The sequence below is a fragment of the Streptomyces sp. NPDC040432 genome (genome assembly GCF_055595445.1).
On the sequence record NZ_JBVIVP010000012.1, the window covers coordinates 134,752 to 154,567 of the forward strand.

Annotated in this window: 17 protein-coding genes; 15 read left to right on the forward strand and 2 right to left on the reverse strand. The window is 71.1% G+C overall.

Going from position 1 to position 19,816, the window contains the following annotated elements; genetic code table 11:
* Window positions 1-14 precede the first annotated feature (14 nt).
* From asnB to ACZ58N_RS24145, 5 genes are all read left to right on the forward strand, one after another.
* Window positions 15-1,814, forward strand: a complete 1,800-nt coding sequence (gene asnB / locus ACZ58N_RS24125) for an asparagine synthase (glutamine-hydrolyzing) (protein WP_471163436.1) — start codon at window positions 15-17, stop codon at window positions 1,812-1,814.
* Window positions 1,815-1,823: 9 nt separating this feature from the next.
* A complete protein-coding gene (locus ACZ58N_RS24130; RefSeq protein WP_471163438.1) occupies window positions 1,824-2,645 on the forward strand; it encodes a hypothetical protein in 822 nt (273 codons plus the stop codon).
* A gap of 1 nt (window position 2,646) precedes the next feature.
* Complete coding sequence (locus ACZ58N_RS24135) at window positions 2,647-3,570, forward strand: aminotransferase class IV (protein ID WP_471163440.1); 924 nt, start codon at window positions 2,647-2,649, stop codon at window positions 3,568-3,570.
* Window positions 3,558-4,508, forward strand: a complete 951-nt coding sequence (locus tag ACZ58N_RS24140; protein WP_471163443.1) for an AEC family transporter — start codon at window positions 3,558-3,560, stop codon at window positions 4,506-4,508. The genes ACZ58N_RS24135 and ACZ58N_RS24140 overlap by 13 nt, the downstream gene beginning before the upstream one ends.
* Before the next feature lie 71 nt (window positions 4,509-4,579).
* The gene (locus tag ACZ58N_RS24145; RefSeq protein ID WP_471163445.1) at window positions 4,580-5,551 is read left to right on the forward strand and encodes a TauD/TfdA dioxygenase family protein; all 972 of its coding nucleotides are present in this window, start codon (window positions 4,580-4,582) and stop codon (window positions 5,549-5,551) included.
* Window positions 5,552-5,570: 19 nt separating this feature from the next.
* On the opposite strand, the gene ACZ58N_RS24150 is transcribed toward ACZ58N_RS24145, so the two are convergent.
* A complete protein-coding gene (locus ACZ58N_RS24150) occupies window positions 5,571-6,662 on the reverse strand; it encodes a PP2C family protein-serine/threonine phosphatase (protein WP_471163447.1) in 1,092 nt (363 codons plus the stop codon).
* A gap of 132 nt (window positions 6,663-6,794) precedes the next feature.
* Window positions 6,795-7,457, reverse strand: coding sequence for a deoxynucleoside kinase (locus ACZ58N_RS24155; protein ID WP_471163449.1), 663 nt, complete (start codon window positions 7,455-7,457; stop codon window positions 6,795-6,797).
* 413 nt (window positions 7,458-7,870) lie between these two features.
* Here ACZ58N_RS24155 and ACZ58N_RS24160 point away from each other — a divergent pair, with 413 nt between their 5' ends.
* The 10 genes from ACZ58N_RS24160 (at window position 7,871) to ACZ58N_RS24205 (ending at window position 19,815) form a co-directional block, all read left to right on the forward strand.
* Window positions 7,871-8,086 carry a DUF6243 family protein gene (locus tag ACZ58N_RS24160; protein ID WP_471163451.1) on the forward strand — a complete coding sequence of 72 codons (216 nt, stop codon included), beginning with the start codon at window positions 7,871-7,873 and terminating at the stop codon, window positions 8,084-8,086.
* Between the two features lie 291 nt (window positions 8,087-8,377).
* A complete protein-coding gene (locus tag ACZ58N_RS24165; RefSeq protein ID WP_471163453.1) occupies window positions 8,378-9,685 on the forward strand; it encodes an MFS transporter in 1,308 nt (435 codons plus the stop codon).
* Entirely contained in the window at window positions 9,682-11,583 is a 1,902-nt protein-coding gene (locus tag ACZ58N_RS24170) for an alpha/beta hydrolase family protein (RefSeq protein WP_471163454.1), read from the forward strand. The genes ACZ58N_RS24165 and ACZ58N_RS24170 overlap by 4 nt, the downstream gene beginning before the upstream one ends.
* A gap of 264 nt (window positions 11,584-11,847) precedes the next feature.
* Window positions 11,848-13,749, forward strand: a complete 1,902-nt coding sequence (locus tag ACZ58N_RS24175) for a RiPP maturation radical SAM C-methyltransferase (RefSeq protein ID WP_471163457.1) — start codon at window positions 11,848-11,850, stop codon at window positions 13,747-13,749.
* Between the two features lie 24 nt (window positions 13,750-13,773).
* The gene (locus ACZ58N_RS24180; protein ID WP_471163459.1) at window positions 13,774-14,433 is read left to right on the forward strand and encodes a DUF5825 family protein; all 660 of its coding nucleotides are present in this window, start codon (window positions 13,774-13,776) and stop codon (window positions 14,431-14,433) included.
* 30 nt (window positions 14,434-14,463) lie between these two features.
* Window positions 14,464-15,567 carry an AI-2E family transporter gene (locus ACZ58N_RS24185; protein ID WP_471163462.1) on the forward strand — a complete coding sequence of 368 codons (1,104 nt, stop codon included), beginning with the start codon at window positions 14,464-14,466 and terminating at the stop codon, window positions 15,565-15,567.
* Between the two features lie 253 nt (window positions 15,568-15,820).
* A complete protein-coding gene (locus tag ACZ58N_RS24190) occupies window positions 15,821-15,976 on the forward strand; it encodes a hypothetical protein (protein ID WP_471163464.1) in 156 nt (51 codons plus the stop codon).
* A 111-nt stretch (window positions 15,977-16,087) separates the two neighbouring features.
* Complete coding sequence (locus ACZ58N_RS24195) at window positions 16,088-17,230, forward strand: serine/threonine-protein kinase (RefSeq protein ID WP_471163467.1); 1,143 nt, start codon at window positions 16,088-16,090, stop codon at window positions 17,228-17,230.
* Between the two features lie 128 nt (window positions 17,231-17,358).
* Complete coding sequence (locus tag ACZ58N_RS24200; RefSeq protein ID WP_471163470.1) at window positions 17,359-17,784, forward strand: DUF6003 family protein; 426 nt, start codon at window positions 17,359-17,361, stop codon at window positions 17,782-17,784.
* 624 nt (window positions 17,785-18,408) lie between these two features.
* Window positions 18,409-19,815 carry a sensor histidine kinase gene (locus ACZ58N_RS24205; protein ID WP_471163473.1) on the forward strand — a complete coding sequence of 469 codons (1,407 nt, stop codon included), beginning with the start codon at window positions 18,409-18,411 and terminating at the stop codon, window positions 19,813-19,815.
* The last annotated feature ends 1 nt before the right edge of the window (window position 19,816 follow it).

Below are 19,816 nucleotides of genomic sequence, written 5' to 3' on the forward strand. Positions count from 1 at the left end.
CAGAGGTCACCAGCATGTGCCGCATCTACGGCCACTTCGGCGGGGAGCCCGTCGACCGCGACGTCCTGCACGCCGTCGCACGGGCGATGCACCACGGCGGTCCCGACGACCGGACCGTCCACACCGCCGCCACCTGGGCACTGGGCAACAACCGCCTCGCCGTCCAGGGGATCGACCACGGACGCCAGCCCTTCGTCCTGGGCGACATGACGTGCGTGTTCAACGGAGAGATCTACAACCACCGCGAACTGCGCGCCGAACTCGCGGCGGCGGGATACACCTTCGAGGGCGACTGCGACGGCGACGTCCTGCTGCCCCTGTACGAACGCCACGGGGACGCCTTCGTCTCCCGCCTCGAAGGCATGTTCGCCATCGCCGTCGTCGACCGCCGCGCCGAGCCCTGCCTGAAGCTCTTCAACGACCACGCCGGCATGAAGTCCCTCTTCTACTACCTCTCCACCGACGGCCGCCGGCTCTGCTTCGCCTCGGAACTCCAGGCCCTGTCCCGGTTCCCCGACTTCCCCGACGCCCTCGACCCGCTCGCCATTGACCGCTACCTCGGCGGCAGGGCCGTCTGGGGTCCGCAGACCGTCCACGCCAAGGTCCGCACCATGGTCCCCGGCACCACCCTGCGCTTCGCCGACGGACGCCTCTCCCTCACCCTGACCCCGCTGTCACCCGACGAACCGCACCGACCCGACGCCGTACCCGACCTCGGCGCGGCAGCCGAGCTCCTCGACGGGACGCTGCGCCACGAACTCGCCCGCATGCTCGACGCTGACGTGCCCGTCTGCGTCATCACCAGCGGCGGCCTCGACTCCAGCTACACGTCGGCCATCGCCGCCGGCATCGTCCCCGACCTGGCCTCCTTCAACGTCGCCTACCGGGGCGACTGGCCGGCCGACGAACGACACTTCGCCGAGGAGGCGGCCCGCCACAGCGGCACCCGCCACCACCAGGTCCTCCTCGACCCCGCGGACTTCCCCTCCCTCGTCGACCGCTTCGTCCGTCACCTCGACCAGCCGAACAACGCCCCGCACAGCCTCAGCACCTTCGCCCTCTTCGAAGCGATCCACCAGGCAGGGTTCAAGGTCGCCCTCACCGGCGACGGCGCCGACGAACTCTTCGGCGGCTACGCCCGCTTCGTCAAGGCGGCGCGCGACGACTCCGCGACCTGGCACCGCGGCTACCAGGACACCATGGCCGCCATCGGAACCAGCACCCTCGCGCGGCTCTACACCCCCGCCCACCGGGCCCTCCTCGCGGCGAACGGCGGCCTCTTCGGCGACCGCACCGGCGACGAACTCGACCGCCGGGTCCGCTCGGGAAAGCTCGACAAACTGGAAACGCTCCTGCGCTACGACCAGTTCGAGCGCTTCCCCTACTACATCCTGCGCCGGGTCGACCACCTGAGCATGGCCCACTCCGTGGAAGCCAGGATCCCCTTCCTCCAACCCTCCGTCATGCGCCTCGCCCACGCCCTGCCCGCCTCGCTCAAGGTCGTCGGCGACACCGTCAAGGCGCCCGTCTCCGAAGCCGCTCGGCGCTGGGTGCCCAGGAGCGTCATCGACCGGCCCAAGCAGCCCTTCACCCTCCCCATCGCCGCGATGATCAAGCCCGGTGAGGCGCTGCACGAGCTGATCGGCGACACCCTCCTCGCCCCCGGCGCCCGCTACCGCGACCACGTCCGCCAGGACGTCGTCCACGACCTGTTCCGCATGCAGTCCGAGAATCCGGGCGCGCACACCGCGGAAGTCCTCTGGTCCTTGCTGATGCTCGAAACCTGGCTCTCCGCCAGGAACCTCACCCCGTAGGAGACAGACATGTCGCAGTCCACCCCGCCCATCCGCTCGCTGCTCGCAGGCGTCACCAAGGACGACATCCGCCGCGACCCGTTCCCGCACATCGTGATCAGCGACGCGCTCCCGCAACCCCTGTACGACGCGCTGGCCGCCTCCATGCCCGACGTCGAGTACATCGGCACGCGGATCGGCAAGGAGATCACGTCGAACGAGCGCTACAACTACATGTCCGAACACATCCTCCGGGACGAGGCGACGGCCCAGGTGTGGAAGGACTTCGTCACCTATCACGCGTCACCCGAGTTCTACGCCCAGTTCCTCGACCTGTTCGAGGACGACCTGCTCGCCAACCTGCCCGACGCCGAGAAGCAGTGCGGCCCGCTGCGCGACCTGCGCGTCGGCCGCCGCAACCACGACGGCTTCGACACGCACGACATCCTGATGGACTGCACCGCCGTCATCAATTCGGCCGTCACCGGCCGGCCCTCCGCCTACCGCGGCCCCCACGTGGACAAGCCCTACAAGCTCTTCGGCGGACTCTTCTACATGCGCCTCGCCGAGGACGACGCCATCGGCGGCGACCTCGTCCTCTACAAGTACCGTGAGGGCGCCCACAAGTTCACCACCAGCGCCTCCGAGTACGGCGACAACCGGTTCGACATCGATCCGCAGTACGTCGAGGAGGTCGCCACCGTCCCGTACCGGAGCAACACGCTCGTGATGTACCCCATCAACCCGCTGGCCCTGCACGGTGTGTCGGTGCGCAGCCTCACACCGCACCAGCGGCGCTTCGTCGCCCTCGTCGGTGATCTCCAGAACCCGCTCTTCGACCTTGCGCTCTGAGGTGCCCCCCTTGCTTCCCTTCGACCAGCGAACCGGTCACATCTGGCTCGACGGCCGCCTCGTGGACTGGGCCGACGCCAGGATCCACGTCCTCACCCACGGCCTGCACTACGCCAGCAGCGTCTTCGAGGGCGTCCGCGTCTACGGCGGCGCCCCCTTCATGCTCCGCGAACACCTCGCGCGGCTGCGGACCTCGGCGCGGATCCTCGACTTCGACCTCGAACACGACGAGGAGACCCTCCACCGGGCCACCCTCGACGTCGTCGCCAAGGCCGGTATCACCGAGGGCTACGTCCGCATCAACGCCTGGCGCGGCTCCGAGGTCATCCAGACGGCCGCGCTGCGGACGTCCGTGCACACCTCCGTGGCCGCCTGGGAGATCCCGGCGGGCTACTACGCCGCGGCCGACGCCCTCCGTACGGGCATCTCCCTGGTGACGGCCGAATACCGCAGGCCCTCCCCGCGCCACGCCCCGGTCAAGAGCAAGGCCGCCGGCAACTACATGATCGGTACGGTCAGCAAGAACCACGCCCTGCGGGCGGGATTCGACGACGCCCTGCTCCTCGACGACGAGGACAACATCGTCGAGGCCACCGGCGCGCACGTCTTCTTCACCCGGGGCGGTGTCCTCCACACACCGACCACTCGGTGCACCATCGACGGCATCACCAGGGCCTGCGTCCTGGCCATCGCCGACCACGAGGGCATCCCCCACGAGATCGGGGACCTGGGCAGCGGCTTCCCCGCCGAGGCCGACGGAGCCTTCATCTGCGGCACCGCCTGCGAGATCCTCCCGGTCGCCCGCATCGACGACCACCACTACGACCTGACCGGAAACGACGTGATCGGACGGCTCATCACCGGCTACCACGACCTGATCGCAGGCCGGAGCCCGGTGGAAGTGCCGAACGCATGGGGGCGGTAACCGCCCTGGAGAAGCTGCTGCCGGTGGTCCTGGCCTTCGGCTGCGGCGTCCTCCTCGCACGACGCAAGGTCGTACCGGCCGAGAGCTCCAAGGTCTTCGCCGACTACGCCTTCCTCTTCGCGGTGCCCTGCTACCTGTTCGGCAACATCTACGCCAGCGATCTGGCCGCCCTCTTCGACTGGCGGGCGATCGGCGGCTACGCGGCCACCGCCGCCTGCGCCGTCGTGGTGGTGGGCACCGCGGCCCGGCTGTTCGGCGTGCTGGACCCCCGGGGCGTCGCCCTGCGCATCATGGCGGGCGTCCAGGTGAACACCGCGTACTTCGCCGTACCGGTGTTCATCATGCTCTTCGGGAACGCCGCACCGATCTTCCCCGTACTGCTGTTCCAGGTCTGCGTGCTGTCCCTCGTCGTCATCTCGATCATGGAGCTGGGTCGGCCGGACCGCACCGGCGGGCCCGGCGCCCGCCTGGCACGCGCGGTCGGCGCCTCGCTGGTGACGCCCGTCGTCCTCGCGTGCAACGCGGGGATCGTGCTGAACCTGCTGTCGGTGCGACTGCCGGAGGCGGTGCTGGACAGCTTCGCGTTCGTGGGCGACAGCGCCTCCCCGGTGGCACTCTTCGCGCTCGGCCTGCACCTGGGCGGAGCCGGCCTCACCCTGCGGGGCACCACGGCGGAGGAGGTGTGGCTCGTCGCCTTCAAGTGCCTGGTCTTCCCGTTCATGGCGTGGGCGGTGTGCCGCTACGCCTTCGGCGTCGAGGGCGACTGGCTCGCCTACCTGGTGCTGATCGCCGCGATGCCCGCCCCGCAGAACCTGTTCATCTTCGCGCAGCGCTACGACGTCGACGTGGCCCTGTCCGCGGAACTCGTCGTCAAGAGTTCCCTGGCGTCGCTGCTCGTGCTGCCCCTGTGGGTGCAGTGGACCGTCCACTTCGGCTGAGGCCGAAGCGGACGGTCCCGCACCGCGACCCCGTACCCCTCACACCACCATCCGAGAGGTGGATCCCGACCGTGACCCAGACAACCCAGGAAGCTCCGACCACCCGGATCACCGTCCGACAGATCGCCGGACACATAGGCGCCGAGATCTCCGGCGTGGACCTGCGGGACGATCTCGACGACGCCACCGTCGCCGAGATCCGCCGGGCCGTGCTCACGCACCGCGTCGTCTTCTTCCGCGGGCAGCGGCTCGACCACGCCCACCACGTGGCCTTCGGTCGCCGCTTCGGCGCCCTCACCCGCCGCCCCGGGAAGAAGCACGGCGTCTCGCCCGAGGGCTTCCCCGAGATCCTGACGGTGGACGCCAAGGCGGACGTCGAGCGCTACGGGAAGAACTTCGAGGAGCACTACCGGCGCAAGTGGGTCTCCCCGATCGCCGGCTGGCACAGCGACCTCACCCAGGCGGTCAACCCGCCGGACCTGTCGATCCTGCGGGCCGAGACCACCCCGCCCTTCGGTGGCGACACCCAGTGGACCAATACCGTCGCCGCCTACGAGGCCCTCTCGCCGCAGCTCCGCGACCTCGTCGACTCCCTCCGGGCCGAGCACGCCTTCTTCACCGGCGTCCACCTGCGCCACTCCGACGCCCGTGACCGCGAGATCCTCGACATCTACTGCAAGGACCCCCAGGTCGCCGTCCACCCCGTGGTCCGCGTACACCCCGAAACGGGGGAGCGGGCGCTGTTCGTCAGTCCCGGCTCCACCACCCGGATCGTCGGCTTCAGCGAGATCGAGAGCCGGCACCTGTTGGACCTGCTGTTCCAGCACATGACCGGCGCCGAATACACGGTTCGCTTCCGGTGGGAGCCGGGCAGCATCGCCTTCTGGGACAACCGGAGCACCTGCCACTTCGCCCCCACCGACTTCGGCCACCTCGACGTCGACCGGGTCATGCACCGCGTCACCGTCATGGGGGAGCCCGCGACCGGACCCGACGGGTTCACCTCGGAACTCGTCGCGGGCGACCGGCTGGAGGCCTGGTAGCCGTACGCGACGCGCCGCCTCAGGGCAGTCTCAGCCGCACAGCGAGCGCGGCGACGTCGTCGTCGAGGCGCCCCCGGCTGTAGTGCAGCAGGTCCCGGTGCAGGGCGGAGAGCAGTTCGCGGGGCGGCGTCGGGGGCTGTCGGCCCATCCAGGCCGTCAACGGGAAGAACTCGCCGTCGCGGGCCCGGGCCTCGGCGATCCCGTCGGTGTAGAGGAGCAGCAGGTCGCCGGGGGCGAAGTCGAAGGTGTCGACGTTGTAGTGGTCGCCGATCAGCTCCGCGAGGCTGAGCAGGGGCGAGGGGGTCATGGACTCCAGGACCCGGATCCGCCTCTCGCCCAGCAGCAGCGGCGGCGGGTGTCCGCAGTTGAGGATCACGATGCGCTGCTCCCCGTGCGGGATCTCGGCGAGAAGGGCGGTGGCGAAGCGCTCCATCGGCTCGTCGGAGGGGAAGGCGGCGTTGTAGCGGGCGCTGCTGGCGTCCATCCGGCGTGCGATGTCGACCAGGTCGGCCTCGCCGTAGGCCGCCTCCCGGAACGCGTTGACGATCGCGGCGGCCGCCCCCACCGCCGGCAGGCCCTTGCCGCGCACGTCACCGATGAGCAGCCGGATGCCGAACGGCGTGTCGGCGACCTCGTAGAAGTCCCCGCCGATGCGCGCCTCCGCCGCCGCCGCGAGGTACAGCGACTCGATCTCGACGTTCCCGAAGCGGCGCGGCATGGGGCTGAGGACCACCTGCTGCGCCGCGTCGGCGACGAGCCGTACCTGGAGGAGGGTGCGCTCCCGCTGGAGGCGGAGGTGGCTCCCGTACGCGGCGGCGACGGTGACGGCGATGATCCCCGCGGCCGTCCACCACGTTCCCAGGTCGGGGAAGACGAGGCCGAGGCCGATCATCAGACAGAGGCACACCGTTCCGAGCAGGACGGTCGGAAGGACGGGCCACATCGCGGCGGCGAGCGCCGGCGCCGCCGGCAGGAGACGGCTGAAGGCCATCTCCGGCGGGGTGGCGTAGGCCAGGCTCGCGATCACGACGGTCAGGATGATCGGCGACAGTCGTACGAGCGTCCCCCGGCCGTAACGCCGGCGGAGCCGCGGCCGTCCGGACTCGATCACACACCCACCATAAGTGCGGGGTGGTGCTGCGTCCTCCGGTGGAGCCGGCGCGGGGGACGCAGCCCCGGCGCCGGGCCTCGTCCCCCGGGGGCAAGGAAGGGAACGCGCGTTCGAGAGAGGCGCCGTCGAGCCTCAGGCGGTGCGGCGGCCCGCCTCCAGGGCGTCCTTGACCTGCTGTGCCACCCGGGCGGCGTCCTCGGGGTTGTTCACGACGTCCGTGCGGCTCATGTCCACGACGAGGACGTCGCTGGCCGAGTAGTGCTCGTGCACCCACTCGTCGTAGCCGGACCACAGCGTCCGGTAGTACTCGACGAGGCCCGCGTCCTGCTCGAAATCGCGGCCCCGCAGCCCGATGCGGTGCAGCACCGTCTCGAAGTCGGCCTTCAGGTAGACCATGAGGTCGGGCGCCTTGCGGTAGGGCAGGCCCTCGATCTCGCGCATCATCTCGTCGAGCAGTCCCTCGTACACCTGCATTTCGAGGGAGCTGATCCGGCCCAGATCGTGGTTGACCTTGGCGAAGTACCAGTCCTCGTAGATGGACCGGTCGAGGACGTTGTCGTCCTGCTTGTACGCCTCCTTGATCGAGGCGAACCGCGTCCGCAGGAAGTGGAGCTGGAGCAGGAAGGGGTACCGCTTCGCCTGGATCTCCTCGGGGCTCGCCGTGTAGAAGAGCGGGAGGATCGGGTTGTCTTCCACGCTCTCGTAGAAGACGTGGCTGCCGAGCTCCTTGGCGAGCAGCTCGGCCACGCTCGTCTTGCCGATCCCGATCATGCCTCCGACGCAGATCACTGGCATACCTCACTTCTCCCGGGGGGTCTTCTGTTCATCGGCGGGCGGGTGGACCGGGCACACCACGCCGGCGGAACGCATGCCTGCGGTCACTCGATTCCCCAAGATCCTCGTGACCTGCGTCGGGGGTCCGCCGTCCGACCGACGAGTCGCCGTCCCGCGGCCGCGATGAATCATAAGTGAAGTCTCGGCCGCGAGGACGCGGCCCGGACCCCTCACCTCCGTCGGGCCGCGAGCCCGACGGAGGTGAGGGGTTGGTGTGCGGTGCCGAGGGAACCGGGTAACGTCCTTGTCGTGTTCTTCCGGAGGCCGATTTACGAGTGAGGGCGTGATGGGCCCCTGCTGACGTCCCCCGACGTCGCCGCCCGTCCCCCACCGATCGCTCCGTGGACCACTCCACACCACTACCGGGAGAACCCGTGACCGACAGCAAGAACATCAACAACCCCGTGGGTCAGGGCGGCGGCCAGCGCAAGCGGCTGTCCCGCGCCGAACGGCAGGAGAACGGCCCGCACCGCAACCGCGACCGCCAGGGCGCGGCCGACCAGAAGGCCGAGCTGGTGCGCAAGATGCGCGAGAAGGCGGCGGCGGCCGAAGCCGCCGCGCAGGCGGGCGACGACACCGCCCGGAGCTGACGCACCGCCGCCGCGGGGCGGCACCGCAGGGGCAGGGCCCGGACCGCGACGCGCGGCCCGGGCCCTGTCGTCGTACCGGGGCCCGATCCCCGGCGGGAGTCCGCCCACGAGACCCCTCGGCACCCCCGGAAAACCTCGTTCCTTGATCCAGAATTACATTCGAACGAAGGTGTTGTAAGGGGTGACCGCGTTCGATACGATCGCAACCCTCAGCGGCCGTACGTACCACATATCAATGGGGGGTATTGTGGGTTCGTTCGTGTCAGCAATATCCCCCGAGCGGGATTTCTGATGGGAGAGGCCGAGGAGAAATTAGAACCCTCGGGCCCCTTATTACCCGACGATTCACTACCCGACGAGTTATTGCCCGACGAGTTATTGCCCGAGGGTGAACGTCGGTCCTCCTCCCCTTTGCGCAGCCGGGATTTCCTGCTCTTCTGGACGGCGGGCGCCGTCGACGGACTCGGCACCTGCGCCTCCTCCCTCTTCCTCCCGCTGATCCTGCTGGGCGCCGGACACTCGGCCGGCCTCGCCGGCCTCGTCGCCTCGGTGGCACTCGTCACCGGACTGGTGGTCTCCCCGATCGCGGGCGTGTTCGCCGACCGGTGGCCCCGCAAGCCCATGATGTACGCGGCCGCCCTCGTCGCGGCCTGCGCCATGGGATCGGTGTTCGTCACCGTGGCCCTCGGCCACGTCCTCCTCGTCCACGTCCTCGTCGCCGCGGCGATCGAGCAGGCCGCCAGTGCCACCTACGGGGCCGCCGCCTCCGGGACGATCCGTCGGCTGGTGCCGCCCGCGGGATACACCCGGGCGATCGGATACCTACAGGCCCGGGACCAGGCCGTGCAGATCGTCGGGCCGACGCTCGGCGGCGTCCTGTACCAACTGTCGCGGTGGGTGCCGCTCCTCGCGGACGCGGTCTCGTTCCTGTTGGTGGCGGTGTTGAGCAGGGCGATCCGCACCGACCTGACGCCCGACCGGGAGGGCCCGGCCGAGCCGTTCACCCGTGAGTTCGCCGAAGGGCTCCGCTTCGTCCGCGCCGAACCCTTCCTGCGCTTCGTGGTGGTGTGGACCGCAGGGATCAACGCGCTCCTCGGCGCGCTGTACTTCCACGCGGTGTTCTCCTCCCACGCCCAGGGCGCCGACCCGTCCTCGATCGGACTCATCCTCACCCTGGCGGGCGTCGGCGGACTGCTCGGCGCACTCGCCGCGCCGTGGCTGGTGCGACGGGTCCCGGCCGCGCTGATCGTGACGGCCGCATCGTGGGTCATGGTGCCGACCGCGGCCGGGCTCGCGTTCGCGACACGGACCTGGACCTACGGCCTGCTGCTGGGCGGGGTGTCGCTGATCGTGCCGTCCGTGGTGGTCGTCCTGCAGACCCGGGCGGTCCTGGCCACCCCCGACCGGCTCCTCGCCCGGATGGGGACGGTCCTGGGCACCGCCGGTCAGGGCGTCGCGGTGCTCGCCCCGGTGGCGGCGGGGGTCCTGGTGGCGCAGTACGGGGGGCGCGCCGTGGCGCTGGGGTGCGCGGGAGCCTTCGCCGGCCTGGCCCTGTACGCGACCTCCAGAGCCGGATTCGTCGTGGAGGAGGCGCCATGACGCGGCCCGGGCCGACGACGGGCACACGCACGTACGGCATCTACCGGCCGGTGCTGCCGGTGACCAGCCCCCGCAACCCCGACCGGATGGTGTACACGGGGGACGCCGACGGCCGCTGCGAGATCTTCACGTGGGACCGCTCCGAGGGCACCGGCCGACAACTGACCGACCGGCCGCACGGCACACTGCTGTGCGCCATCGACGACGACGAGTTCGTCTGGTGGTTCGACGAGGACCCGGCCGGCAGCGGCGGTTGGCGCACCCAGGGGTTCGACGGCGGCCCGGACCGTCCCGCCCTGGTCGGCGTACCGCACGGGCGGCCCGCCGGCCTGGCGCTGGCGGCGGGCGGCCCGGTGGCCGTCGGAATCCGGACGCCCGAGGGGCTCGCCGTCCACCTGGGGCGGCGGGGCGGCATCGCCCTGCCCGTGCTGCGCACGACGGAATCCGGGACGCTGTGCGACCTGGCGCCGGACGGCTCCCTGCTGGCGGTGTCCGGACCCGCGCACTCCGATCGCGCCGTGACACTGCTGACCCCGGACGGGACCACGGTCGCGGTGCTCTCCGGTACCGGGGAGCGCACCTGGGCGCTCGGCTTCGCACCCACGGGCGCGCCGTTGGCGGGCGCACCGCCCTTACCCGGTGCCGTGCCCTTCCCCGACGCCCCGGCCGCACCCGGCCCGACGACGTCATCGGCCCCGCAGCCGAGCTCCGGCCGCACCCTGTTGCTGGTCCTGCGCGAGCGGGCCGGCCGCTACCACGTCGGTACCTGGGCCCCCGACCGGGGACTGGAGCTGCTGCCCTGGTGCTCGTTCGACACCGAGACCACCGCCCGCTGGTACCCCGGCCCGGGCGGCACGCGCATCCTGCTCCGGCAGGACCGGCACGGCCGCAGCCGACTGTTCACCGCCGACCTGGACCGCGGCGAGCTGACCCCGGTGCCCACCCCGGAGGGCAGCATCCTGGACGCGGCACCCGCCGCCGACGGCGACGTGCACTTCATCTGGACCGACGCGGTGAACGTGCCGCGCGCGCTGTCCCTGTCGGGCAGGCCCCTGCCCGGGCAGAGCCAGTGGCGGCTCCCGCGGTTCGGCCGGCGCCGGGACCTGTGGACCCCCGGCCCCGACGGCCCGGTGCACACCCTCGTCACCACACCCGCCGACCGTCCCGCGCCGCACCCCCTGGTCCTCCTGGTCCACGGCGGCCCGGCCGACCACGACCGCGACGCCTACGACCCCATGGTGCAGGCCCTCGTCGGCTCGGGTCACGCCGTGGCCCGCGTCAACTACCGCGGTTCGACCGGCTACGGGCCGCACTGGCGACACGCCTACTCCGAGGGCGTCGGCCACACCCAGGTCGCCGACCTGGTGCGCGCCCGCGCCGAACTGCTCGACAGGGGAATCGGCCGTGAGGGGGCCGTGGGCCTGTGCGGCACCTCCTGGGGCGGCTACCTGACCCTGCTCGCCATGGGAACCCGTCCCGACCTGTGGGACGTCGGAGTGGCCGTCAAGCCCCTCGCCGACTGCGCCACGGCCTTCCGGCACTCCACGCCCGCCCTCCAGGCCCTCGACAGCAGGCTGTTCGGAGGCACCCCGGACGAGGTGCCCGACGCCTACGCCCACGCCTCCCCGTCCACGTACGCGGCCGCCATCCGCTCCCCGCTCCTGGTCGTCGCCGCGCGCCGGGACGCCAAGTGCCCACCGGAACAGGTCGAGGCCTACCTGGCCGTCCTGCGCGCCGCCGGGGTCGCCCACGAGCTGATGTGGCTGGACTCCGGCCACGACGGCTACGACGGCGCCGACCATCTGGCCGTGATCCGGCGGTCCCTCAGATTTCTCGGTCGCGGGCTGCCCACGGCGCCCGTGCGGGCCGAGCCGTCCCCACACCCGGAGAGGAGGTGAACAGCATGCAGAAGGACATCATCCACGGCGACCCGCTGGAAGGCGACGAGGAGAGCCGCAAGCCGGGCGTCGGTGTCGTCGTCTACCTCCGCTCCGCGGAGGAGATGGAGGACGAGGACAAGTAGCCGAGCAGCAACGAGGGGCCGGCCCGCGCACCGCGGGCGCGACCGGCCCCACCGGCCCGGCCGGGAGCCCGACCGCTCCCGGCCGGACACCCGGCGGACCCCTGTCACCGCGCACCGATCACATGAGAAGAGGCCAGCCATGCGCGTACTCCTGGTGAACATGCCCTGGGCCCCGATCGACCTTCCGTCGCTGGCTCTCGGAATTCTCAAGCGCAGCGTGGACGAGCGCGTACCGAACGCCACCGCGGACGTTCTCCACGCCAACATCGAATACGTGGACTGGATCACCAGGAACACGGAATTCACGCTGGAGGACTACTCCTACTACTCGCTCGGATCCTATTTCCTCGGCTGCGGCGACTGGGTGTTCTCCTCCGCCCTGTACGACGACCCGAAGTGGCGGGTCGCCGAATTCACCGAGGCCATGAGAACGCGGGTGCGCGGGCCCCGCATGGAGATGACGAAGGCTTTGCACGAGACCGCTCCCGATTTCGTGCGGCACATTGCCGAGCGCATCGTCGAACTCGCACCGGACGTGGTCGGATTCACCTCGACCTTCCAGCAGAACACGGCCGCCCTCGCCGCCGCCAAGTACGTCAAGCGCCTCGCCCCGCACATCGTGACGGCCATGGGCGGCGCCAACTGCGACGGCAAGCAGGGCGAGACCGTCCACCGCAACTTCCCCTTCGTCGACCACGTCCTGCGCGGCGAGGGCGAGGTGTCGTTCCCCGCGCTGCTCAGGGCGCTGGACGCCGGCGAGCCGCTGTCGGAGGTCCCGGGACTGTGCTGGCGCGACTCGGACGGTACCTCCGTGGTCAACGCCATGAGCACCAAACCGCTGCCGCCCGCCGCGATCCTCCCGCCGGACTACGCCGGCTACTTCGAGCGCCTCGCCTCCTCGCACGCCCGGAACTGGGTCGAGCCCAAACTGGTCGTCGAGGGCGCCCGGGGCTGCTGGTGGGGCGAGAAGCACCACTGCACCTTCTGCGGGCTGAACGGATCGTTCATGCAGTTCCGCAGCAAGAGCCCGGACGTGTTCTACGACGAGATCATCGAACTCGCCCGCAAGCACCGGGTCCTGGACATGTACGTCGTCGACAACATCCTGGACATGGGATACGTGAAGACGGTGCTGCCCCGCATCATCGACAGCGGCTTCGACCTGCGCATGCACATCGAGATCAAGTCCAACATGCGCCAGGGACAGCTCCAGACCCTCGCCGACGCGGGCCTGATCTTCGTCCAACCGGGCATCGAGAGCCTCAACAGCCGGGTGCTGACCCTCATGGACAAGGGCGTGACCGGCGGCCAGAACGTCCGCATGCTCCGGGACGCCGCCACCGTTGGCCTCTCGGTCGCCTGGAACTACCTGCACGGATTCCCCGGCGAGGACGCCGAGGACTACACCGACGTGGTGGCGCAGATGGCCGCGCTGGAACACCTCAACCCGCCCGTCGGACCGTCCTCCCGGATCGCCATCGAGCGGTTCAGCCCGTACTTCAACAACCCCGGTCTCGGCTTCTCCGAACTGCGCGCCGCCGAACCCTACCGGCTCACCTACGACCTCCCCGACGCCGAGATGTTCGACCTGGCGTACGTCTTCGACGTGCCACCGCGCGGCATCGGGGAGGACGTCGTGGAACGTCTCGACGAGGCCATCCAGCACTGGAAGCGGAACTACGCCGGCAGCCGCCTCACCCACTGCGACCTGGAGGACCGCATCGTGCTCGTCAGCAAGCGCCGCGCCTTCGACTGGACGCACCTGGAACTGACCGACCCGTTCGAACTGGCCCTGTTCCGGCTGCTCGACCAGCCCCACACGGTGAAGGCGGCCGCCCGCAAGCTGCACGACGAGCACGGGAGGAGCGAGGAGGAGCTGCGGCAGGTGCTGGCGCGATGGCGCGCGCTCGGGGTCGTCTTCGAGGACAGCGGGCAGTTCGTGCAGATCGCGCCGCCCGCCCTCAACGAGGAGTTCCTGCGGATCGACTTCATGCGGCACACCTCCACCCGCGACTCCGAACTCGCCACCACGACCGCCTGACACCCGCCGGACAGAGGGACGACGATGACTCCAGCACTCACCGGCACCGCGCCCTTCACGGTGACCGCCTCACGGGACTACGACCCCGAGGTCGGCGCGCTGCCCAGCATGTTCCTGGGCCGCTACGAGATCGACCTCACCGGCGGCGAGGCGGCCCGCAGGCTCTTCGCGGCGGGGGCCCGGCACGTCACGCTCCCGCGCCCGGTCGACGTCACCGACCCCGCCGACGCCGCCTGGTCGGTCCGGGCCCTCAGCTTCGTGGGTGACCTTTCCAGCCTGGCCATCTCGGTCGACTGGCAGTTGCACACGGGCCCCGACCCCGATGCCTGGCGCCACTACGGCCATCTCCACCCGCCGACGGCCGTCCTCGGCACCGCCGACCCCGCCGCGACGGCTCTGGCCTGGCGCAACGCGTACTACATCTGCAAATGCGTCTTCCGGTACGGCCCGGGGTTCATCCAGGTGCGCGACCGGCGTTACGGCGAACTGCGCCGCTTCACCATCGACGAACCGGAGTACCACGAGGCCATCACGGCCCTCACCGACGGCGCCCGCGCCGACGCGATCCCGCAGCCGATCCTGGACGACCTCATGGGGGAGACCCTCGTCCTGCGTCTCGGCGACCACCTGTGGTGGGCCCCGTACCGGGTCCGTCGATGGTCGGAGGCACCACTGGTGATCTGACCCCGCCCCGGGGTGCTTAAGGTGACCCCCATGTCTGTCACATTGAGCTCCGGAAGAGCCGCCGCCGCTCTTCGTACGTCGGCACGCGTCAGTGCCGAGTCGCTGGTGGTGCTGGCGATGGCGGCGGCCGCCCTCTGGATCCTCGGCCGCATGTGGTCGGTGGTCTGGCCGCTCATAGTCGCCCTGTTCCTCACCACGCTGACCTGGCCCCTGGCCTCCTTCCTGCGGCGGCGGGGATGGCGGCCCGCGCTCGCCGCGACCGCGGTCACCCTGCTGTTCCTGCTGGTGGCCGCGGGCATCGTCGCGCTGATCGCCGTCCCCGTGGCCTCCCAGTCGGGCGAGTTGGTCGAGGGTGTGCGCCAGGGCATCCAGCAACTGCGGGAATGGGCCGCCGGGCCGCCGCTGAACATCGGTGACGACCAACTCACAGGTGCCTTCGACGCCGCCATGGCCCGGCTCCAGAACAGCGTCGGCAGCGCCGTCTCCACCGTCGCCACCGGTGTCAGCACCGTGTTCAACGGCCTGGTCACCGCTGTCCTCGCGCTCTTCCTGATGTTCTTCTTCCTCAAGGACGGCCCCCGGTTCCTGCCGTGGCTGACCCGCCAGCTCCCCGGCCGGTTCGCCACCGACGTCCCGGTCGTGGCCTCCCGGAGCTGGGACACCCTGGGCTCGTTCGTGCGCTCCCAGGCCTTCGTCGGGCTGCTCGACGCCGTGTTCATCGGCCTCGGCCTGTGGATCGTGGGCGTGCCCCTGGTGCTGCCGCTCGCGGTGCTGACCTTCGTGTCCGCGTTCGTGCCGATCGTGGGCGCCCTGTTCGCGGGCCTGGTGGCGGTGCTCATCGCCCTGGTGTCCAACGGGCTGACGGACGCGCTGATCGTGCTGGCGATCATCATCGTGGTCCAGCAGCTCGAAGGGAACGTGTTCCAGCCGATGATCCAGAGCCGCGGGCTCGGCCTCCACGCGGCGGTGGTCCTGTTGGCGGTCACCCTGGGCGGCAGCCTGGCCGGAGTCGTGGGCAGCCTCCTCGCCGTGCCCGCCGCCGCGCTCATCGCCGTCTTCTGGAACTACCTGCGCGAGCAACTCACCGAAACCGAACCCCCTACGGTGGAGGCGGCGCCCGCGCCGGCGGGCTGAGCCGGCGACCGGAGGCCGCCCGATCGGCCCCGCCCACGGGCCCTCGGCCCCGACGCGTGAAGGACCCCGGTCGTCGGACCGGGGTCCTTCGTCCTTCCCCCCGTCCGCCGCGACATCGCACCGCGCCTGCGGCTTCCGCCGCCCGCTCCTCCGTTCGGATGACACCGCGGGTCCCCCCGGCCGACGAGGCTCGACCTGTCCGGCCCGCCCCCGTCCCTGCGGGAACGGGCACCAGCGACGAAGGAGCCAAGACATGGACACGACCGCACAGCGACAGGACGTCACCTTCGAGCTCGCCCTCGTCCCCTCTCCGGAGGCCGGGGACGTGCACCGCCTCATGTGCTACACGAGCTGTTACGGCCTCACGCCCGCGGGACCGGGGGAAGCCGAGGCGCCCCGGTCCTCCTGACACGGGTGCGGGCCCGACACCCACCCCGGCCGCGTGACGCCGCCTCGGGGGTGTCGGCCCCGCGTGCCGGGGTAGGCGCGGGGCACCGCCCCGAGTGGAGGAGGAATCCGCATGCCGGCCCGGCTCGTCCCCGCGTACGGAACACCACCCGAACACGACACCCTGCTCGGGGGCCGCTACCGCCTCCGGGCGCCCATAGGAACCGGCGGCACGGCCGACGTCTTCCGCGGTACGGACGAGGTGTTGGGGCGCGACGTGGCCGTCAAGGTGTTCCGGGCGGACACCGACACGGCCGGCGTCGAGCGCTTCTGCGACGAGGCCCGCACCATGGCCCGGCTCTCGCACCGGGCGCTCGTGACCGTCTACGACATCGGCTGCGACGGCCGAGCGGCCTTCATGGTCACGGAGTTGATCGACGGCGGAACCCTGCGCACCCGCATGGAGGCCGGTCGCCTCGACACCGTCCAGGTCACCCGGCTCGGCGCCGAACTGGCCTCGGCCCTCGACCACGTCCACGGCCACGGCATCATCCACCACGACGTCACGCCCTCCAACGTCCTCCTCCGCGACGGGGAGGCTCCCTTCCTGGCCGACTTCGGGCTGTCCCGGACCGTGCACGACCGGCCCCGCGGGACACCCGACACGCTGGTCGGCACGCTCGCGTACATGGCCCCGGAACAGCTCCTCGGCGAGGCCGCCACCACGGCCAGTGACGTCTACGCCTTCGGACTGACTCTCCTTGAAGCGCTCACCGGCCACCGCGAGTACCGGGGGACACCCGTCGAAGTGGGCACCGCCCACCTCCTGCACCCGCCCCGGGTCCCGGAAGGGCTCCCGGCCGAGCTCGGCAGGCTGTTGAGGGCGATGACGGACCGGGACCCGGACGCACGCCCCGACGCCGCCCGGGTCCATCTCGGCCTGCGGGACCTGGTCCGCGCGCCCGCCTCCCGCACGACTATCACGAGGGGCTCCGCGGAAGTCCCCGCGCGCCGCGCGCCGTCGACGCCCCGCGCGGTCGTCCGCTCCCACGCGCGGTCCGCCCCGGCGCCGAGGAAGCCCGCCACCCGCCGGCGCGGTACCGCCGTCGGTCTCGCGGCCGCGACCGTGATCGGCGCCTGCACCCTGCTGACGGGCGGCGTCCCGGCCGGCGAGGGCACGCTCCCCGACGCGACGTTCCGCCATCGGTCGCCGACCCCGGAGGTGGTGGAGGCGGCCGAGCGCGTGGCCCCCGGCGCCCCGAACGACGCGCCCTGACCCCGCGCACCCGGCCCGGTTCCCGAGAGGCCCCGCACCCGGTCGCGCGACGGCTGCTTGAACGCGGAATCGCGGGGTAGGCGGTGGGCGATCGAGTGCGGCCCGGTGTACCAGGAGAGTGACCCACGATGACGGACGACGCCTACCTGTTCCTCGCCAACCCCGCCTCCGGCTGGCAGGGGACGCCCCTGATCCTCGTCGGACCGCTGGAGTGCCTGGACACCCCGGCCGTACAGGCCTGGTTCACGGCCCAGGGCGTCAGTCCCGCGTCCGCCGAGGTCCGCGTGGTACCCCCGGAGGAGACGGCCCTGATCCCCGAGGGCGCCGAACGGCTCCCGATCCCGCTGGGAGCCGAGGAGTTGGAGCGGGTGCGCCGCGCCGCGGCGACGGAGACCGTCGCGGACGTCGAGGAGGACCTGGCCGCCTTCCGCGACACCGAGGACAACCGGGACGACCTGCTGCGCCGCGCACTCGCCGCCGGCGTACCGGCCCACCGGATCGTCGAACTCTCCGGAGTGGACCCCACCACCCTTTCCTCCGTCTCGGAGGGCTGAGCGGCACGACGGAGGACCAGCGGGGCGGCGTCAGCGGGTGCTGACGCCGCTTTTTTCATGGCGTCACACATCCGTACGCCGTCGCCGCGGGTGCCCCGACCGGCTTCGGCCGCGCGATCGGCGCACCGGCTCGGTCTTCAGTGCACCCACCGGCCAGGCGTACGGGGACGGGTGCGGGATCCGTCCGAACGGACGCCAGAACGTGATCGTTTCATAGCATCTTGGGTACCTCGATTGGTCGTTTGTGGGCTCGGAATAACCGGTGCGGGCTGTCCTTACCGCAAGGTCACATGGCGAACCCGAACTGACTATGCTCCCCGATGTGTTGCGCTGCGCTCACAGCGAGTCATGGACGCTGTGGCGCGCTGCGGAAGGACCGTGGCCGCACGGGGGAGTGGCGACGGCGCGCTCCCGGAGCGACCGACCGGGGACGCCATCGAGCACGCGTGCGAGCGCGGGTGGAGTTCCGGTGTTCCTTTCGGTGCGTCGCATCACCTCAGTCCGCTCTTATCAGACTGGTAGGGGACCTTGATGGTTCGTGCAGGTGCAATTTCCAGATCCCGGCCAACCGCTGTCGTCCGGGAGTGGCTGCTTCCTCCCGGAGTCCTGGCCGGGGCCACCGCGATGGCGTTGCTCCTTTCCCCTGCACACATATGGACGACTGTCGCCTGGTGCGGCGTCGCCGCCGTCGTCCTGACGGTCATCACCTCGGCCGAGACCGTGCGCCGCCTGCGCTCCGCCGAGGCCGCCCGCCAGGACCAGGCGCGGGCCGAGGCCGAAGCCCGTTCCGCGCAACGCGAGGCCGCGCTGCTCGGACGCCTCGCCGACCAGCGGGCGACCACCGTCTGGCTCGCCGAGGAACTGCTCCCCGCCGCCGTCGCCCGCCTGCAGAAGGGCGATTCCGCATCGGACATCCTGCATGCCGTGAGCTTCGGGACCCATTTGGACGCCGAGTTCACCGAAGCGCTCGAAGGCGCGCTCCGGACGCTCCTGGAAGCGGTGGAGGCCGAGGAGCAGACGCGGGACGCGTCCCAGCGCGCCCTGGTGGCCGTCGCGCGCAGGGTCCAGTCGATCGTGCACCAGCTCGCCAGGGACCTGCGTTCCATGCAGATCATGCACGGGACGGACGTCATCGTCTCCCGAGGCCTCCAGGACATCGACCACCGCAACGCGCTGATCGGCCGCCTGGCCGCCAGCATCGCGGTCCTGGGCGACGCCCGCCCCGGCCGACAGTGGTCCAAGCCGATCCCGCTCTACGACGTCCTGCGCGGCGCGATGTCACGCATCGTGGACTATCCCCGGGTGCGACTCCAGTCGGTGGCGGAGGTGGCGGTGATCGGCCCCGGAGCCGAACCGCTGATCCACCTGCTCGCCGAACTCCTTGACAACGCGACGACGTTCTCGCCGCCGCACACCCCGGTGGAGGTCACCGCGAGCGAGGTGCCCTCCGGCATCGCGATCGAGATCGAGGACCGCGGCGTCGGACTCACCGAGGAGGTCCGGGAACACGTCGAACGCGTCATGGCGCGGGCGGTCTCGGGCATCAACCTGGCGGGCCTGGGCGAGGTGACGCAACTCGGCCTGCCGGTGGTCAGCAGGCTCGCCCACGAGCACGGCTGCGAGGTCGACCTGCGCACCTCCGCCTACGGCGGTGTACGGGCGGTCGTCCTCGTGCCCAGGCGACTGATCACCACGGTGCCGCAGTCCATCGTCCGCCGCCCCCAGGAACCCGTGCGCAAGCGCCAGGGAGGCCCCGCGCTGTCCCGCCCGATGCCGGTGCGCGACGCCGTCGAGGACACTCCCGAGGTCAGGAAGAGCCTGGGCGGACTGCCTCAACGACGACGCGAATCACCCGTCCCGACACCGGTCGTCCTGGCCACCCCCACGCCTCCCGTCGCTCCTGTCATCTCCTGGGGCACCTCCGGCAGCACCCGCCAGCCGGGGCTGATGTGGGAGGCGTTCAACGGCGAGAGGCGATCGGGCGCCGAACCTTCCACTTCCCACAGCGAGCCGTCAGATGAGGTTGAGTAAC

Excerpts from the sequence above, each read along its gene's own strand:
- asnB (WP_471163436.1), top strand. The coding sequence starts at position 15 with ATGTGCCGCATCTACGGCCACTTCGGCGGGGAGCCCGTCGACCGCGAC.
- ACZ58N_RS24180 (WP_471163459.1), top strand. The coding sequence starts at position 13,774 with ATGACTCCAGCACTCACCGGCACCGCGCCCTTCACGGTGACCGCCTCA.
- ACZ58N_RS24155 (WP_471163449.1), bottom strand. The coding sequence starts at position 7,457 with ATGCCAGTGATCTGCGTCGGAGGCATGATCGGGATCGGCAAGACGAGC.
- ACZ58N_RS24130 (WP_471163438.1), top strand. The coding sequence starts at position 1,824 with ATGTCGCAGTCCACCCCGCCCATCCGCTCGCTGCTCGCAGGCGTCACC.
- ACZ58N_RS24175 (WP_471163457.1), top strand. The coding sequence starts at position 11,848 with ATGCGCGTACTCCTGGTGAACATGCCCTGGGCCCCGATCGACCTTCCG.
- ACZ58N_RS24205 (WP_471163473.1), top strand. The coding sequence starts at position 18,409 with ATGGCGTTGCTCCTTTCCCCTGCACACATATGGACGACTGTCGCCTGG.
- ACZ58N_RS24200 (WP_471163470.1), top strand. The coding sequence starts at position 17,359 with ATGACGGACGACGCCTACCTGTTCCTCGCCAACCCCGCCTCCGGCTGG.
- ACZ58N_RS24165 (WP_471163453.1), top strand. The coding sequence starts at position 8,378 with ATGGGAGAGGCCGAGGAGAAATTAGAACCCTCGGGCCCCTTATTACCC.
- ACZ58N_RS24190 (WP_471163464.1), top strand. The coding sequence starts at position 15,821 with ATGGACACGACCGCACAGCGACAGGACGTCACCTTCGAGCTCGCCCTC.
- ACZ58N_RS24140 (WP_471163443.1), top strand. The coding sequence starts at position 3,558 with ATGGGGGCGGTAACCGCCCTGGAGAAGCTGCTGCCGGTGGTCCTGGCC.
- ACZ58N_RS24195 (WP_471163467.1), top strand. The coding sequence starts at position 16,088 with ATGCCGGCCCGGCTCGTCCCCGCGTACGGAACACCACCCGAACACGAC.
- ACZ58N_RS24185 (WP_471163462.1), top strand. The coding sequence starts at position 14,464 with ATGTCTGTCACATTGAGCTCCGGAAGAGCCGCCGCCGCTCTTCGTACG.
- ACZ58N_RS24170 (WP_471163454.1), top strand. The coding sequence starts at position 9,682 with ATGACGCGGCCCGGGCCGACGACGGGCACACGCACGTACGGCATCTAC.